A 16118-nucleotide genomic window follows, 5' to 3' on the forward strand; every position below is an offset into this window, starting at 1 on the left:
CGCGGGAAATTACGGATAGTGGATCAACGAATGAAAATGTACCCGCGCAAGTCCGCCGTTGCGGTAGCTGTGCGCTTTATCCCCTGCGAAGCGTAAACCTTCACCTGCCCGTAGCGTCTGCCACTTTCCCTGAACCTGCATATCCAGCGCGCCGCTAATCACCGTCACATGCTCAATAACGCCGGTATCATGCGGGGATGACTCGCTCAGCGCGCCCGGCGCGAGCGTGATGGAAAAGAGGTCAAAGCGCAGATGGTCATCGTAGGGAAAAAGCGGCACCACAACCATATCGCTGTTTTGTGGATCGAATACCGGACGCTCCGGCAGCTCGCCCGACGCGATAAATACCGAAAACGGTACGTTCAGACCGGTGGCTATTTTCCATAAGGTCGCCACCGTGGGGCTGGATTCGTTACGTTCGATCTGGCCGAGCATGGCCTTTGACACGCCCGTTTTTTCTGCGGCCAGTGACAGGCTCCAGCCTCGCGCCTGGCGCAGTGCTTTCAGTTTCGCGCTTAAGTGGGCGGCAATATCCATCTTTCTCTCCTTATCAGCAGGCAGATTATAGCGCCTTGTACGCTATAACGCACGATGCTATAGTCCGTCGGACGTTATAACGCACAGCGAGGTTTTTATGCGCGCCTTCCCGGTTCCGTTACCTACGGTGCTTGCAGGATTTGTTGCCGTGCTGGTGGGCTACGCCAGCTCAGCGGCCATCATCTGGCAGGCGGCGGAGGCTGCCGGAGCGGATATACAGCAAATCGCAGGCTGGCTGACAATGCTCGGCATCGGCATGGGGATCAGCACGCTGGCGCTGACGCTGTGGTATCGCGCGCCCATCCTTACCGCCTGGTCCACGCCCGGTGCGGCACTGCTGGCCACCAGCTTACATGGCAGTACGCTAAACGAAGCCGTTGGCGTATTTATCTTTGCCTCAGCGCTCATTTTAATTTGCGCTGCCACCGGCTTATTCGCTCGCCTGATGCGTCTTATTCCCCATACCCTTTCTGCGGCGATGCTGGCGGGGATCCTGCTGCGCTTTGGGCTGGACGCCTTCGTATCGTTACAGGGTCACTTTTTATTATGCGGCTCGATGTTGATTAGCTGGCTGCTGGCAAAGGCCTGCGCCCCGCGCTACGCGGTTGTTGCGGCGCTGGTAGCAGGCTTAGTCATTAGCCTGGCGACCGGCGAGCTTAAAACCGAAAGTGTACCGCTGGATGTCGTGATGCCAGTATTCACCGCGCCGCACTTTTCCCTTAGCAGTTTACTCAGCGTGGGCCTGCCGTTTTTTCTGGTCACCATGACGTCGCAAAATGCACCCGGCGTGGCGACGCTTAAAGCCTCTGGTTACCACGTTCCGGTTTCGCCGCTGATTGTTGTCACCGCGGTTATTGCCCTGTTGCTCGCGCCTTTTGGCGTGTTTTCTATTTGTATCGCGGCAATTACGGCAGCAATTTGTCAGGGAGCGCAAGCGCACCCGGACCCGGCTAAAAGATGGTTGGCCGCCGCCGCGGCTGGCGTGTTTTATCTGCTGGCCGGGATTTTTGGCGGCTCGATTTCAGCATTGCTGACCGCCCTGCCCCTGGCCTTTATTCACACCCTTGCCGGACTTGCCTTACTAAGTACCCTCGCAGGCAGTTTGCATCAGGCGCTAAGCCATGAGCGGGAACGCGATGCGGCGATCGTTACCTTTCTGGTCACGGCATCGGGGCTTACGCTTGCGGGGACAGGTTCTGCTTTCTGGGGATTGATTGCGGGCGGAATTTGCTACGGCGTATTTTCAGCCCGCCGAGCGTAGCTGCGAAGGCGTGACGCCAAGCGTGGCTTTAAAGCGGTTGCTGAAATGGCTGGCGGAGCTAAAGCCGCAGGCCATTGCAATATCCGTTAACGACAGTGCGCTATGACGCACAAGCGTTTCCGCCCGCGCCATACGCCGCTGCATTACGTACTGGTGCGGGGCCAACTGCGTAGATTGTTTAAACATCCTCGCGAAATGAAATTCGCTTAACCCTGCCTCAAGCGCCAGTTCGGCCAGCGTTAACGGGTCAGCAAGATGCTGTTCGATGTAAGCCTGAATATTGCGCAACACTACCGGAGCCAGCCCGCCGCGCACTACGGGCAAGCGCCACTGCACGCTGCTGTAGTTTTGCACCAGATGGGTAAGCAGCAGAGTCGAGGCGGTGCTTAACGTCATATGGTTCGCGCTCTGCTGCCAGCTGCTGCTCAGCAAAAAATGACGATAAAGCTGCGTGATACGCGGATCGCTGGCAAAGATCTTTTCATCTATTTGCAGGCTTGCCGGGCTGCGGTCCCAGACCTGCCCGGCGATATGGCGCAGGTGCGCATCCGTACAGTACAGGTGTACAAACGAGAAATCGTTACGAATATCCCAGGTTGTTTCGCTGTCCTGCGGCATCAGGCAAAACCGGTCCGGACCGCCGCCGTTTTTCCAGCCGCGCGACGTTTTCTGGTAGGTTTCATACCCGTTGTTGATATACAGGCTAAGCGTATGGTGATCGCTCAGCTGCGTGACGCGATCGTTATGATTTGACCAGGCCGCCAGTTGAATACCCGAGCCAAGCTGCACGCTGTCATTCAGACGAGCGTTGTGCTTACGGAGATTTTCAAAGGCATGGTACGACTGAGTCATAGTTGAATATCGCTTAGGGACCGGAACAGTAGTGTATGTAGCGCCGCTGCGGGTTACCAGCCATTAAGCCCGTGACAACAAAAAAATGCGCAAGATTATGCAAGTCGAGCAAGGCGATGAAAGCGGGCGTTGAAGGTTATCTGCACACTGTCGATTCTGTCCGACAGCGAGATAACAACATGAACGCAGTACTTTATATTCTGGTGGTGGCTATCTGGGGAACGACCTGGATTGCTATTTACATGCAGCAGGGCGTGGTTTCGGTACCCGTTTCAATTTTCTGGCGTTTTGCCGTTGCGGCGGCTGTGATGCTGGTAGTACTGCTCGCGCTGGGGCGTTTACGCCGTCTCAGCCTGCGCGATCATCTGTTCTGCCTGCTGCAGGGCGCCTGCGTGTTTGGCTTTAATTTTTACTGCTTTTATCATGCTGCGGCTTATATAAGTTCAGGCCTTGAGTCAGTCATCTTCTCTATGGCCGTGCTGTTTAACGCCTTTAACAGTATGTTGTTTTTCCGCCAGCGCCCGCACGCTAACCTGCTGCCAGCCGCGGCGCTCGGCATCGCGGGCGTTGTCGCCCTGTTCTGGCATGATCTGATTGCAACGCAGTTAGCGCCGGCATTGCTGCTGGGGATTGCTCTTAGCGCGCTGGGGACGTTCGGTTTCTCGCTTGGCAATATGATCAGCACTCGCCATCAGCGCCGCGGGCTGGAAACGCTATCGACCAATACCTGGGCCATGTGCTATGGCACGGCGATTATGGGCGTTATTGCCCTGATTCGCGGGGATTCGTTTATGCCGGAGCTTTCCGTCCGCTACCTCGGCTCGCTCTTCTACCTGGCGATATTTGGATCGGTCATCGCATTTGGCGCTTATTTCACGCTGGTGGGACGTATCGGCGCAAGCCAGGCGGCCTACAGCACGTTACTTTTCCCGCTGGTGGCATTAAGCCTTTCAACGCTATACGAAGGTTATGTCTGGCACAGCAACGCGGTAATAGGCCTGGCGATGATTCTGGCCGGTAATCTGGTGATGTTCTCGAGACCCGGAATGTTTAACATTTGGCGCAAAAGAACCGCGTAATAGTTTGATAGTAACTCCCCGGAAAGCGTGATTTTCGGGGAGTTAAGGCAAAGCAGAAAAGATAATCTTTTAATTTTAAAAATATTGCGAAAGGATCTTTAACGCATTAAGGCTTCTGACAAATTATTAAGAAAACAGAAGCTCCCTGCCGTTTATTTAATTTCAAACATGGCCGCATCGGTAGCCATATCATCGATAACGGGCTTCAGCGACTCAACGGTAATCGGCGTATTTTCATTGCTCACCGTTTTACCTTCGCCTTTACGCACGACTTTCATCACCACTTTATTGCTGGAAGCGTCGACAAGCTCGCCTTCAAAGTAGAGATTCGTTTCCATGGTGCGGTGCCCTGTTGCAGCTTCTGTGCCCGCAACGATCATCGCTACCGGGATCACTTCGTAGAACTGTAATCCCTGTTTGCTGCTGTCTACGCCCGTAATAGCGCCATGGAAAATCAGGGTGCGCGGCCCGGGCTTGCTCACCAATTGAATGCGCTGCCCGGCGCTTGCTTTTAACCGGGTGTTAGCATAAGCCAGGATTTTATCCAGCGTTTCCGCCCCAGGTTGAGTGGTTGGCTTAGGCGCCGGGTAATAAGTAAGCGGGTTATAGATAAGCTTATCGTAGTTGCTGCTTTTAAAATCGGGATCAACCCAGCGTAAAATAGCTTTACCGGTGGGAGACGTTGTTTCCTGCAGCCCGGAGTAATCTCTTAAAAAACCAGAATACTTGTCCGTGGCCGTTAAGGAAGAGGAACAGCCCGCAAGTGCAAGCAGGCCGGACAGACAGGCTGCCTTAAAAAAAATGGAATTACGCATTTTGAATCCCTGTGATTTACGTGTAAGCCATTTAGTTATAGCAAACAAGATTTGGCTAAACCATATAGCAACGTGCGGTAATACCGCTTAACCGTTAAACTCTGGCATTACCGCACTACAAGTTAATCAGCTGCTTAAATTATTCTCGCGTGGCACCGATAATATCTCAGCGGCGTGCCGAAATATTACATCGCATGCTAACATTAAGCTTTCAACGCTAATCCATCACATAACAAATCGATAATAAATAACGATCCATAATCATTATTTATTAACGGTAATATAATATCGTGCTGCTGCATAAAGGTACGTTCATCATGGGTGATAACGATAATAGCGGCCCCTTTTCGCCGCGCCTGATGCATTGCCGCTAGTAAGGCATTCTCTGGCGCATGTCCCGCAAAAATTACCAGTACCTGCCCTGCGCCAAGCATCGCCGCGGTGATACTCATCAGCGCGGTGTCCTGACAAAGATTTGCCGGATAGCCAAGCGTGAGCAGCCGGTACTGCAACAGGCTGGCAAAAGGCGTATCTGCCGCGCTGGCGCTGAAAATATGCGTTGCCGTGGCTTGACTGAGCATCTCCACGGCGCGGGTAATCGTCGCGGGAGAAAGCTCGCTCAGTTGGGCGCTCAGCGAACCCTGTACGCTGTTAAGCTTTTCCTGCCAGGGCGCCGGCAGAGTTCCGGTCGATACGGGAGAGCTGCACTGGGCGAGCTTCATGCGCAGATCGCGAATATCGTCACAGCCTGCCGCTCGCGCAAAGCGGGTAATGGTCGCCGGGCTGACTCCCGCAGCGGTTGCCAGCCGATCGATAGTTGCCGACGCGGCAAAACCCACGTCATCAAGAATGGTTTGTGCCACGCGAGATTCCTGCTGGCTGAAATCATTCAGGCGCGCGCGTATCTGGCTGAGAATATCGCCGCTGCTTTCTTTACCGGTGGAATGCGAGAACCTTTGCAGAACGTCGCTGCCGATACCGGCGTGGGCGGCCAGCTTTTGCAGCGTCCCCGGATCTACCCACGTGGCATCGCCCAATATAGTCGTGGCGCCGGGCAGAGCCTGAGGGCTGCTGTCCTGTTGCTGATGACGTACTTTACCGAGAAAATCATTAATATCATCGCAGCCGATGCTGCGGGCGAAGCGTTGCAGCGTGGCCAGGCTCACGCCTGCCTTAAGCGCGATTTCTTCCATCGAGGATTCAGGAATTTGCGCAAAATTTTCCAGGAAGAAGCGTGCAAGGCGGGATTCTTGCGCAGGCAGGCCAGACATGCCCTGTACCAGTTGATAAACGATATCCATAACGGGTTGGTTCCTTCGATGGCAGCGACAGCGCGTTAAAACCATCATAGAACATTGAAATTATTTTTCAATCCATGCTCTTATCCTGCCTCGTCTCCTCTGCCATACAATCTAAAATTTTTTATTTCTTCGTTGAGAACTGATTATTCCGCCAAAGGCATACCTTTTGCTGATAATCCAATCGCGATCACACTCATGAAAATAATTTTCATACATGCTGTTTAAAGCGGCTAATGTATGAAATATGTTTTCAAAAATGGGAGGAGTTGTGATGAAAAAGATTATGCTGTGCTGCGCGGCGGGAATGTCCACCAGTATGCTAGTGCAAAAAATGCGAGCGGAAGCAGCAAAGCGCTCCCTGGAGGTTGAAATCAATGCTTACCCGGTTGCGGAAATTGAAAGCCAGCTCGGTCACGCCGATGTGGTACTGCTCGGTCCGCAGGTACAGTTTGAGCTGCAACGCCTGAGCGAGCTTTCCGCACCGCTTGGGAAGCCCGTTGCGGTTATCGACATGATGGATTACGGCACCATGCGCGGCGATCGCGTGCTGGATAAAGCCATCGCGCTGATGGCCTGAAGCGGACGGAGAACACGATGAAAATTACCGTTATTGGCGGGGGAAGCAGCTATACCCCGGAACTGATAGAAGGCCTGATCCAGCGCCATGCTTCTCTGCCAATGGCGGAGCTGGCGCTGGTCGATGTGGAAGCAGGACGCCACAAAGTCGACATTATCGCCCGCCTTGCGCGACGCATGCTGGATCGGAACGGGCTGGAGGCGGTTAATGTCTCCGTACATTTTGATGCGGACCAGGCAATCAAAGGCGCAAGCTTCGTGCTTACGCAGCTACGCGTCGGGCAGCTTCCCGCTCGCGCGGCTGACGAACGCCTTGGCTTAAGCCACAAGCTGCTGGGTCAGGAGACAACCGGCGTTGGCGGCTTTGCCAAAGCGCTGCGCACTATTCCGGTGATGCTGGATATCGCACGTCGCGTGGAACGCCTGGCGCCACAGGCATGGATTATCAATTTCACCAATCCGGCCGGTATCGTGACGGAAGCGGTTTCGCGCTACAGCAAGGCGAAAATTATCGGGCTGTGTAACGTGCCGGTGACCATGCATCACACCATTGCCGACATGCTGAAATTACCGCACGCGTCCGTTACCCTGCGCTTCGCGGGTCTTAACCATATGGTTTGGGTGCATAAGGTGCTGGCCGATGGTCGCGACGCCACCGACGAGGTGCTTGAGATGCTGTGCGACGGCGAACAGCTTTCGATGAATAACATTAAAGCCATCCCCTGGCCGGCAGATCTGCTGCGCGCGCTGCGTGCTATTCCCTGCCCCTATCACCGCTATTTCTGGCAAACCCGCACCATGCTTGAAGATGAGCTGGCCGATGCGGACAGTAAAGGAACGCGTGCAGAGCAGGTCATGAAGGTGGAAGAGGCGTTATTTAAGCTTTATGCCGATCCAAATCTGGATAAAAAGCCGGATGAGCTCAGCCAGCGCGGCGGCTCCTTCTATTCGGAAGTCGCGGTTGAGCTTATTAATGCCCTGCATAACAATCTCGGCGTTGAAATGGTCGTCAATACCGCCAACAATGGCGCTATTCAGGGGCTGCCGGACGATGCGGTAATTGAAACGAACTGCCTGATCGACGCGCTTGGCGCGCATCCTCTGGCCTTCGGCAAGCTGCCGCCGCTGATGAACGGCCTGACGCAACAGGTAAAAGATTTCGAACGACTGACGATTGAAGCGGCCGTTCATGGCGATAAACGCAAGGCGCTGCTGGCGCTGGTGGCCAACCCGCTGGTCGCGGATGTGAATCTGGCCTCGACGCTGGTCGATGAAGTACTCAGCATTAACCAAGCGTGGTTGCCGCAGTTTAGCGGCCGATCGTGATTCTGGCGCACTGCCCGTCGGTACGGGCGTAAATCACAAAAAATGATAATACCCGGTCGGCAGATTCTGCCGCGGGTAGGGGGTGTCTGTGTCAGTCAATAAATCCATCATTGAAAAATACGTGCTGCCTACGGCGCTGAAAATCGCCGGGCAAAAGCACGTTTTATCCGTACGTGACGGTATTATTCTTAATATGCCGTTTATGCTGATCGGCTCATTTTTCCTCATCTTCGCTTATTTACCGGTGCCCGGTTATGCGCAGATGATGAGCGGTCTGTTCGGCCCTGCGTGGCAGGAAAAAGTGCTGTATCCGGTGAAGGCTACCTACGACATCATGGCGATTATCTCCGCCTTCGGCATCGCTTATCGTCTGGCGGAAAAATACCGCACTATCGATCCGCTCACCGCCGGTGCCGTCTCGCTGGTGGCGTTCATCATGACTATTCCTCAGCACATTATGTTCACTCCCGCGACGGCGTCCACGGCACAGCTGGTTAAAGGCGTGCTGCCAATGGGCCAGATTGGTAGCCAGGGCCTGTTCGTCGCGATTCTTATCGCCCTGCTTTCCACTGAAATTTATCGCTTTATCAATAACCGCAACCTGGTTATCCGTATGCCGGAAGGCGTGCCGCCTGCGGTAGCAAAATCTTTCCTCGCCTTAATTCCCGGCTTCTGTGTTCTGGCGGTCGTGCTGGCTCTGCGTCTGCTGGTTGAAGCGACGCCGTTTGGCGATATCAATACCCTGATAACGGAACTGGTGGGCATTCCGATGAGCCACGTTGGCGGTTCCCTGCCGGGCATGATTATCTCGGTACTGCTGATTGGTATTCTGTGGATGCTGGGCCTGCACGGCGACACTATCGTACTGGTCTTTATCCGCCCGGTCTGGCTGAGCAATATGTCGGAAAACCTCGAAGCGTTTCAGAACGGTCTGCCTATTCCGCATATCATCACGCAGCAGTTTTACGATCTGTGGATTGCGCCAGGAGGCACCGGCGCCCTGCTGGGACTGGTGATTTTCATGCTGATCCGCAGCCGTAGCGCCCAGATGAAACAGCTGGGTAAAATCGCGGCGCCGGGCAGCCTGTTTAATATCAGCGAGCCGATGGTATTCGGCATTCCTATCGTGATGAACCCGTATTTGGTGGTGCCGTTTATCCTCACGCCAGTGGTGCTGGTGATTGTTTCTTATATCGCCATGACCACCGGCCTGGTGGCGAAGCCTGCGGGGATCGCGCTACCGTTTACCACGCCGATTGTAGTCAGCGGCTACCTTGCAACAGGCGGACATATTTCCGGATCGGTATTGCAGATTGTTAACCTGGGGATTTCGCTGGTGATGTATTATCCGTTCTTCCGCATCTGGGATAACCTGAAATACCGCGAGGAGCGGGCAAGCCTAGCGCCGCAGGAGGCTGAAGCTGAGGCCTTAACGCAGCGCAGCGCAACTTAATCTCCAGTATAAAAAAGCCCTGGCGTTTTACGCGGCAGGGCTTTTTGCTTTGCGGATAGCCGGTCAGCGCTGATAAACCGGTTCTGTCACGTCGTTATTCGTTTCCTGTGACGCCGGTTCTGCTACGTCTGCGCGTCGTTGCGCAAGCAGGCGGCTGACCTCCGCGTGTTTGTCTTCTGTGAAATCAAAGAACCACATAAAGCCGATGCGGATCAGCGAGCCGATAGCAGGCAGCAGGCTGATGCCGAAAAACAGCCCGTTGAGTACGCTCTCGGTTTGCGTGGCGGCCTGCGGAACATAACCGATTGCCGTCAGGTAAACCCCAATCAGTCCACCGCCCACCGCCACAGACATTTTCCCGGTAAAGGTCTGGCCGGAAAAGGTGATTGCGGCGCAGCGCTTATTGGAGTGATATTCCGCATATTCGATGGTGTCGACGATCATCGCCGAGGTAAACAGGTTGCTCATCATAACAAACAGCGCACTTAGCCCCAGCAGAATAAATAGTATGGTCAGGCTTTGGTAACCGACGAACCACAGAACAATCCTTACCAGAATATCCAGCGCACAAAGGGCGATAAACAATGAACGCTTCTTATAACGCCGCGTCAATACCGGCGCCAGCAGACAGGCAAGCGCCGCAATAATGCCGATAATACCAATTGCCGCCTGTAGCCCGCCGTCGCCCATATTGTAAATAAAGAAATAGATATAAATGCCGTTGGCAATATTATGCAGCACGCAGAAGAAAAAAGCGGCCAGCACAAAAAATAACGGTTTGTTATGCCGCAGATTGCGGAAAGTGTCGCGTATGGTCACTTTTTCATGACTGGGCGGCACGCGTTCTTTGACGTTAAAGAAGCCGTTAATCATTAACAGCATGCCGATAACCATCATTACCAGCACCGCCATAAAATAACCATGGTCATTGGAGTACGGTGCGAAGAAAGCCGTTAGCCTTGGGAAGAAAATATTCGCGCAGGCTATGCCTGCATTAACGCCGAGCACCGCAGCGGTTACCGCCTTCGTTCTTTCGCGCGGCTGATCGCTCATCACCGACGACATTGACCAGAAAGGAATATCGGATATCGCATACAGCGTGCCCCATAAAATATAGGTCACGCCCGCGTAAATAATTTTGGTGCTCATTGGCGCGTCAATACTATAAAACGAGGCCAGCGTCATAACCGTAATCAGCAAAGGTGCCAGCAGCATAAAATGGCGGAATTTGCCGAAACGAGAGTTCATGGTGTCCATAATACTGGCGAAAAACGGATCGTGAATCGCATCCCACGCGCGCGCAACAAGAAAGATGGTACTCGCCGCCAGCGCGGAGATCCCCAGCACGTCGGTATAAAAATAGTTAATAAAAGAACCCACCAAACCAAAACTAAAGCACTGTCCTAAACCATAACCAAAATAAGACCATAATTCTCTGCCAGGAATTTTCATTGCCATTGTCATCGTCGTCGCCTCTTATACCCCGGCAGCGATACCGGGGTGAACATTATTATGATGAAGCATGAGAAAGTGATTTATCCGCGTGGATGTAAGCCTGTCTTACTCAGCCGCGATACTAAATCTATTTCCGCACGGCGGAAGGGAATACCGTGTTCGTCAAATACGTCATGGAACCAGAGATGAGCGTAATCCTCGCGCTTTTTCAAATAAATCGGCCATGGCATGTAAGTTTGCGTTTTACCCCGCACCAACCCCCACTGATAAGGCACAACGTTACACGCGTGCATCAGAGGTAGCTGTTCTTCAAAATTGGCACCGACATGTCTTGCCAGCCACTCGGTGCACATAATCGGACGGCCCAGTTGCTCCATCACTCTTATCGCCCGCACCATTTTGGCGGTCGGGACATAGGCGTGATAGCTCACCACATCCGATAACCGCAGCGCAGCCCGATCGATTGGATGGCGAAAGAATTCTTCTTCCGGCTGGTCGTGATCGATCAGGCTTAAATGCCAGGCACCGACGGTCAACGGCTGAGAAGGATCTTCATCACGCGCCCATACGAAGGATTGGGTCATTAATTCCAGGGCAAACGACTCCAGCCTCTCATCATAAAGCACCTCTTCAACACCGGTTGCGAAGGTACCGCGGTTGCCGGGTTCGTTATACAGATCCCAGACGAGTATGCGGCGGTCTTCGCGGAAGGTTTTCACAATGTCGCGCACATAGCGTTCTATTTCCGGCCAGACGCCAGGATCGCAGACTTTATCTCGCCCGGGGCTTGCCGCTGCCTGGCTGTTATGTTTGCCCGGCACAGGCGCTTTCTGCTCCCCCAGATAAGGTTCGTCACCGGAAAAGCCGCAGTCGTCCATCAGCGTGAGCATGACGCGGATATTGTGCTTTTGCGCAATGCTCAGAAAAGTATCGATACGCTCAATCAGCCCCTGGCGGTCGTGCTGCCAGACGATAAAAGGCAGGTTGGTACGCAGCGTGGTATAGCCTGCGGCCTGCGCCCAACCCAGCTCTTCATCAATGGTCTCAGCATCAAAGGTTTCCGCCTGCCATAGATCCGTCCAGTTCACCGCCGTGCGCGGTAAATAATTAAAACCGCACATCCAGCCCTGCTGCTGCTGCCACTCATTTGCCTGCTGTTTAGTCCACTGCTGTCTCATAGGTTCTCCGTTTCATCGCCTTGCTAATATTATTAGCTAATATTTATTAGTAGCGTTATCCGGCGCAAGTACTGGATACGGCAATTGTCGACAGGATCACATTTTGGCGATCCCCGCCGGCCCGCGACGTGACTATCAGCACCCTGTGTTATAGTGCCCACGGAAAGGCAGCAGATGGCTAAGGCAATGGATAAGAAAAGCAAAATTACAATGACCGATGTCGCCCGTGAGGCCGGGGTTTCCCAGGCGACGGTATCGTTAATTTTAAATAATGCGCAGAGCATCAAACTCAGCGAAGAGACGCGCCAGCGCGTAATCGCGGCGGCCCAGCGGCTTGGCTATAAAAAAATCCCCGCGCCGCATAAGCCGGAAGGCCAGGAAGAGATTGCAGTGTTGATAAATGCGATGCCGAGCTACGATCCTTTTGTCGATGCGCTAAGCCAGGCCCGGGATGCAGCCTGGCGTTACGACGCGCTGCTGACGATTTATGATTATGGCGACGATAACGAACTGGCGTTGCGCATCATCAGGCAGCTGGAACAACGTCGCTGCGCCGGGATTATTCTCGCCTCGCCCATTACCAGTGCCATCGATTTTTCCGTCTTTGAGAATTGCACTCCGCTGCCGCTGGTGTTGCTCAACGTTTACGACCATGCTTACCCGCTGCAACCCACTTTTTTACCCGACGATTACGCGAACGCGCTTCAGATGACCCGTCATCTTATCGAAAACGGCGCCACGCGCATTGCCCATATTACCGGCGATGACTGGATGGACGCCTCGCACCAGCGCCTCGCCGGCTACAAAGCCGCGCTTGAAAAATCCGGCCTTCCGTTTGATCAACAACTGGTGGTCAAAACTAACTGGCAGATTGACGAAACGCTGCGCGCTACCCGTCAGGTAATGCAGTTACCGACACCGCCGGACGCCATCTTCTGCGCCAGCGACTGGATGACGCTGGGCTGCTACCAGGCGCTGGCCCAGCTTAATATTCAGGTGCCGCAGCAGGTGATGGTGGCCGGGTACGATGACCAGCGTATTGCCGATCAGCTAACGCCGAAACTTACCAGCGTGCAGTTGCCCTACACCGAACTGGGACGCATGGCCGTCGAGTATCTTTGTCAGGGAGAAGACAACGCGACTCGCGTGACGATGGCGGGGAAATTAAAGATTCGCGGCTCCACGCAACGCTAAAATCCGCCGCATAAAAAAGCCCTGACGTTTTACGCGGCAGGGCTTTTTGCGGTCAGGAAAACGTTATTTTACGTCCACCTGATAAAAAATGTGCTTCCCGAACGGGTCGATTTCATAGCCGCTTACCTCTTTGCGCACCGGTTCGAAAATCGTTGAGTGCGCAATCATCACCGCGGGCATCTGGTCGTGCATCATCTGCTGGGCTTCCTTATAAAGCGCCACGCGCTTATCGTGATTTCCCTCAGCGCGAGCTTGCAGAATCAGCTTATCAAACGGCTGGTAGCACCACTTCGATGAGTTGGAGCCGCCGTTCGCGGCAGTGCAGGTAAACAGCGGGCCGAAGAAGTTATCCGGGTCGCCGGTGGCCGTTGTCCAGCCCATCAGGGCAGCCTGATGATCGCCATTTTTCACGCGCTTAAGGTACTCGCCCCATTCATAGGTCACTACTTTCGCCGTCACGCCCACTTTTGCCCAGTCGGCCTGGATCATCTCCGCCATACGTTTGGCGTTCGGGTTATAGGGACGCTGGACCGGCATGGCCCACAGGTCGATGGTCATGCCGTTGGCGAAGCCCGCCTCCTTGAGCAGGGCTTTAGCCTGCTGTGGATCGTAGTCATAATCTTTTAGCTGGTCGTCCGCGCTCCACACGCCCGGCGGCAACAGATTTTTCGCCGCCGTACCGCTCCCCTGGAACACCGCCTCGATAATCGCCGGTTTATTGATAGCCAGCGCCAGCGCCTGACGCACTTTCACATTATCCAGCGGCGCTTTCTGGGTATTAAACGCCAGGAAACCGGTGTTCAGCCCCGCTTTTTGCATCAGGGCGATGTCTTTGTTTTCTTTTATGCGCGGCAGATCCGCCGGGTTCGGGAACGGCATGACCTGGCATTCGTTTTTCTCAAGCTTCGCGTAGCGCACCGAAGCATCCGGCGTAATGGAGAAAATCAGGCGATTGAGTTTCGCTTTGCCCTGCCAGTAGTCCGGGAAGGCGGTAAACAGGATACGCGAATCTTTCTGATACTGTTTCAGCTCAAACGGCCCGGTGCCGATCGGGTTCATATCCACGCGCTCAGGCGTGCCTGCTTTCAGCATCGCATCGGCATATTCAGCCGAGAGAATGGATGCGAAATACCAGCCTAAATCGGCGATGAACGGCGCTTCCGGATGGGCCAGCGTAAAGCGTACCGTATGATCATCGACCTTATCGATGGCGGTTATCAGCTTGCCGAACTCAAGGCTTTCGAAGTTGGAATAGTTACCGTTGGAAACGTTGTGGTAAGGATGTTTTGCATCTTTCTGACGCATAAACGAGAAGATCACGTCATCGGCGTTAAAGTCGCGCGTCGGTTTGAAGTATTTGTTGCTCTGAAACTTCACTCCTTTACGGAGATGAAAAGTGTAAACCTTGCCGTCTTCGCTAACGTCCCAGCTTTCCGCAAGGCTCGGCTGCAGTTCGGTCGTGCCGACTTTGAAATCCACCAGCCGGTTATAAACCGGCACCGCACTGGCGTCGACGCTGGTGCCGGAGGTATATAACTGTGGGTTAAAGTTCTCCGGCGAGCCCTCGGAACAATAAACCAGCGTTTTTGCTGCGGCGCCTGAGCTGATTGAGATTGCGGCTACGGCCAGCGCAAGCGCGGTCATTTTTATTTTCATCGCTATCTTCCTGTTGGTTATCCTGCCCCTGAACGAATAAAGCTTGTACTAAGCGCTCTAATAAATAACATTAAATTTACATCGCCAACAAACAACATCGAACAATAAGGAAACATTATGCCCTCGCCGCTCTCCTCGCAGCTCACCCAACGCTTCTTCCGCTACCTGGCCGTCACCAGCCAGAGCGATCCTCGTGTTAACACGCTGCCAAGCACGCCCGGCCAGCATGAAATGGCGAAAATGCTGGCTGCGGAACTGCGTGAACTCGGCCTGCAAAACGTGCTCATTGACGAGCATGCGACCGTTACGGCGGTAAAAAAAGGCAACGTGTCGGGCGCGCCGCGGATAGGTTTTATCACGCATATCGATACCGTTGATGTGGGTCTGTCGCCGGATATTCATCCGCAAATTTTGCGATTTACCGGCGAGGATTTATGCCTGAATGCGGAGAAAGATATCTGGCTGCGCACTTCTGAACATCCGGAAATTAACGCCTATCCGGGGGAAGAAATCATCTTCAGCGACGGAACCAGCGTGCTGGGCGCGGATAATAAAGCGGCGGTGACGGTGGTGATGACAATGCTGGAAAATCTCACCCCGGAGCATAAGCATGGCGATATCGTGGTGGCGTTTGTACCGGATGAAGAGATTGGCCTGTGCGGCGCGAAAGCGTTAGATCTGGCGCGTTTCGACGTTGATTTTGCCTGGACCATCGACTGCTGTGAATTAGGCGAAGTGGTGTATGAAAATTTTAACGCCGCCCATGCCGAGCTACGCTTTACCGGCGTGACCAGCCATCCGATGTCCGCTAAAGGCGTGCTGGTGAATCCGCTGCTGATGGCGATGGATTACATCAGCCATTTCGACCGTCAGCAAACGCCGGAGCACACCGAAGGGCGAGAAGGCTACATCTGGTTTAACGGCATGCAGGCCTCCCAGAGCGAGGCGGTGCTGAAAGCCAATATCCGCGACTTTGATCTGGCTTGCTTTGAACGCCGTAAAAAGCAGATTGGTGAAGTTGCGCAGAAAATTGCCGCACAGCACCCAACGGCGCGGGTGGAATACCACATCAGCGATACCTACAGCAATATCAGCAACGCCATTACCGACGATCGCCGGGCCATTGATTTGATTTTTGCCGCACTCGACGAGTTGAACATTGAGCCGAAGGTCATTCCGATGCGCGGCGGCACCGACGGGGCTGCGCTTTCCGCAAAAGGGTTATTAACGCCGAACTTCTTTACCGGCGCGCATAATTTCCATTCACGGTTTGAGTTTCTGCCGCTGAAGTCGTTCGAGGCATCTTATAACGTGGCGCTGAAGCTGTGTCTGCTGGCGGCTAAATAATCCATTTGTAGGGCGGATAAGCGTAAAGGCCGCTTGCCTTTCAGGCGGTTCCGCGGGTGGCGCTATGTTTATCCGCCCGACATTTGTC

14 protein-coding genes are annotated in these 16118 nt (G+C 53.9%); 7 read left to right on the forward strand and 7 right to left on the reverse strand.

The window, feature by feature from the left end; translation table 11 throughout:
• Positions 1-9 precede the first annotated feature (9 nt).
• The gene (locus E2L00_RS03325) at positions 10-537 is read right to left on the reverse strand and encodes a helix-turn-helix domain-containing protein (RefSeq protein WP_167606950.1); all 528 of its coding nucleotides are present in this window, start codon (positions 535-537) and stop codon (positions 10-12) included.
• A 97-nt stretch (positions 538-634) separates the two neighbouring features.
• On the opposite strand from E2L00_RS03325, the gene E2L00_RS03330 reads away from it, so the two are divergent.
• Positions 635-1798, forward strand: a complete 1164-nt coding sequence (locus tag E2L00_RS03330; RefSeq protein WP_167606953.1) for a benzoate/H(+) symporter BenE family transporter — start codon at positions 635-637, stop codon at positions 1796-1798.
• Here the strand turns inward: E2L00_RS03330 and E2L00_RS03335 are convergent.
• Complete coding sequence (locus tag E2L00_RS03335) at positions 1781-2650, reverse strand: AraC family transcriptional regulator (protein WP_167606956.1); 870 nt, start codon at positions 2648-2650, stop codon at positions 1781-1783. The genes E2L00_RS03330 and E2L00_RS03335 overlap by 18 nt on opposite strands.
• 179 nt (positions 2651-2829) lie before the next feature.
• Here E2L00_RS03335 and E2L00_RS03340 point away from each other — a divergent pair, with 179 nt between their 5' ends.
• The gene (locus E2L00_RS03340) at positions 2830-3729 is read left to right on the forward strand and encodes a DMT family transporter (protein ID WP_167606959.1); all 900 of its coding nucleotides are present in this window, start codon (positions 2830-2832) and stop codon (positions 3727-3729) included.
• 152 nt (positions 3730-3881) lie between these two features.
• On the opposite strand, the gene E2L00_RS03345 is transcribed toward E2L00_RS03340, so the two are convergent.
• Both E2L00_RS03345 and E2L00_RS03350 read right to left on the reverse strand, forming a co-directional pair.
• The gene (locus E2L00_RS03345; protein ID WP_167606961.1) at positions 3882-4544 is read right to left on the reverse strand and encodes a DUF3313 domain-containing protein; all 663 of its coding nucleotides are present in this window, start codon (positions 4542-4544) and stop codon (positions 3882-3884) included.
• A 203-nt stretch (positions 4545-4747) separates the two neighbouring features.
• A complete protein-coding gene (locus tag E2L00_RS03350; RefSeq protein WP_167606964.1) occupies positions 4748-5845 on the reverse strand; it encodes a MurR/RpiR family transcriptional regulator in 1098 nt (365 codons plus the stop codon).
• A gap of 271 nt (positions 5846-6116) precedes the next feature.
• Here E2L00_RS03350 and E2L00_RS03355 point away from each other — a divergent pair, with 271 nt between their 5' ends.
• The 3 genes from E2L00_RS03355 (at position 6117) to celB (ending at position 9200) form a co-directional block, all read left to right on the forward strand.
• A complete protein-coding gene (locus E2L00_RS03355; protein ID WP_167606967.1) occupies positions 6117-6422 on the forward strand; it encodes a PTS sugar transporter subunit IIB in 306 nt (101 codons plus the stop codon).
• Between the two features lie 17 nt (positions 6423-6439).
• Positions 6440-7747: a 6-phospho-beta-glucosidase gene (locus E2L00_RS03360; protein WP_167606970.1), complete on the forward strand. Its 1308-nt coding sequence runs from the start codon at positions 6440-6442 to the stop codon at positions 7745-7747.
• A gap of 88 nt (positions 7748-7835) precedes the next feature.
• Positions 7836-9200 carry a PTS cellobiose transporter subunit IIC gene (gene celB / locus E2L00_RS03365; RefSeq protein ID WP_420808826.1) on the forward strand — a complete coding sequence of 455 codons (1365 nt, stop codon included), beginning with the start codon at positions 7836-7838 and terminating at the stop codon, positions 9198-9200.
• Positions 9201-9263: 63 nt separating this feature from the next.
• Here celB and E2L00_RS03370 read toward each other — a convergent pair whose 3' ends face one another.
• Entirely contained in the window at positions 9264-10664 is a 1401-nt protein-coding gene (locus tag E2L00_RS03370) for an MFS transporter (protein ID WP_167606973.1), read from the reverse strand.
• A 71-nt stretch (positions 10665-10735) separates the two neighbouring features.
• Entirely contained in the window at positions 10736-11833 is a 1098-nt protein-coding gene (locus tag E2L00_RS03375; RefSeq protein ID WP_167606976.1) for a glycoside hydrolase 5 family protein, read from the reverse strand.
• Between the two features lie 186 nt (positions 11834-12019).
• Here E2L00_RS03375 and E2L00_RS03380 point away from each other — a divergent pair, with 186 nt between their 5' ends.
• Positions 12020-13027 (forward strand): LacI family DNA-binding transcriptional regulator, encoded by a 1008-nt coding sequence (locus tag E2L00_RS03380; RefSeq protein ID WP_167607557.1) that lies wholly within the window; start codon positions 12020-12022, stop codon positions 13025-13027.
• 63 nt (positions 13028-13090) lie between these two features.
• Here the strand turns inward: E2L00_RS03380 and E2L00_RS03385 are convergent, their stop codons facing one another.
• The gene (locus tag E2L00_RS03385) at positions 13091-14683 is read right to left on the reverse strand and encodes an ABC transporter substrate-binding protein (protein ID WP_167606979.1); all 1593 of its coding nucleotides are present in this window, start codon (positions 14681-14683) and stop codon (positions 13091-13093) included.
• A 117-nt stretch (positions 14684-14800) separates the two neighbouring features.
• On the opposite strand from E2L00_RS03385, the gene pepT reads away from it, so the two are divergent.
• Positions 14801-16030, forward strand: a complete 1230-nt coding sequence (pepT, locus tag E2L00_RS03390; protein ID WP_167606982.1) for a peptidase T — start codon at positions 14801-14803, stop codon at positions 16028-16030.
• Positions 16031-16118 lie beyond the last annotated feature (88 nt).

This window comes from Cedecea colo, assembly GCF_011808225.1.
Taxonomy (GTDB): Bacteria; Pseudomonadota; Gammaproteobacteria; order Enterobacterales; family Enterobacteriaceae; genus Dryocola; species Dryocola colo.

Coding starts and splice junctions, on each gene's coding strand:
- E2L00_RS03325 (WP_167606950.1), bottom strand. CDS start 537: ATGGATATTGCCGCCCACTTAAGCGCGAAACTGAAAGCACTGCGCCAG.
- E2L00_RS03330 (WP_167606953.1), top strand. CDS start 635: ATGCGCGCCTTCCCGGTTCCGTTACCTACGGTGCTTGCAGGATTTGTT.
- E2L00_RS03335 (WP_167606956.1), bottom strand. CDS start 2,650: ATGACTCAGTCGTACCATGCCTTTGAAAATCTCCGTAAGCACAACGCT.
- E2L00_RS03340 (WP_167606959.1), top strand. CDS start 2,830: ATGAACGCAGTACTTTATATTCTGGTGGTGGCTATCTGGGGAACGACC.
- E2L00_RS03345 (WP_167606961.1), bottom strand. CDS start 4,544: ATGCGTAATTCCATTTTTTTTAAGGCAGCCTGTCTGTCCGGCCTGCTT.
- E2L00_RS03350 (WP_167606964.1), bottom strand. CDS start 5,845: ATGGATATCGTTTATCAACTGGTACAGGGCATGTCTGGCCTGCCTGCG.
- E2L00_RS03355 (WP_167606967.1), top strand. CDS start 6,117: ATGAAAAAGATTATGCTGTGCTGCGCGGCGGGAATGTCCACCAGTATG.
- E2L00_RS03360 (WP_167606970.1), top strand. CDS start 6,440: ATGAAAATTACCGTTATTGGCGGGGGAAGCAGCTATACCCCGGAACTG.
- E2L00_RS03370 (WP_167606973.1), bottom strand. CDS start 10,664: ATGACAATGGCAATGAAAATTCCTGGCAGAGAATTATGGTCTTATTTT.
- E2L00_RS03375 (WP_167606976.1), bottom strand. CDS start 11,833: ATGAGACAGCAGTGGACTAAACAGCAGGCAAATGAGTGGCAGCAGCAG.
- E2L00_RS03380 (WP_167607557.1), top strand. CDS start 12,020: ATGGATAAGAAAAGCAAAATTACAATGACCGATGTCGCCCGTGAGGCC.
- E2L00_RS03385 (WP_167606979.1), bottom strand. CDS start 14,683: ATGAAAATAAAAATGACCGCGCTTGCGCTGGCCGTAGCCGCAATCTCA.
- pepT (WP_167606982.1), top strand. CDS start 14,801: ATGCCCTCGCCGCTCTCCTCGCAGCTCACCCAACGCTTCTTCCGCTAC.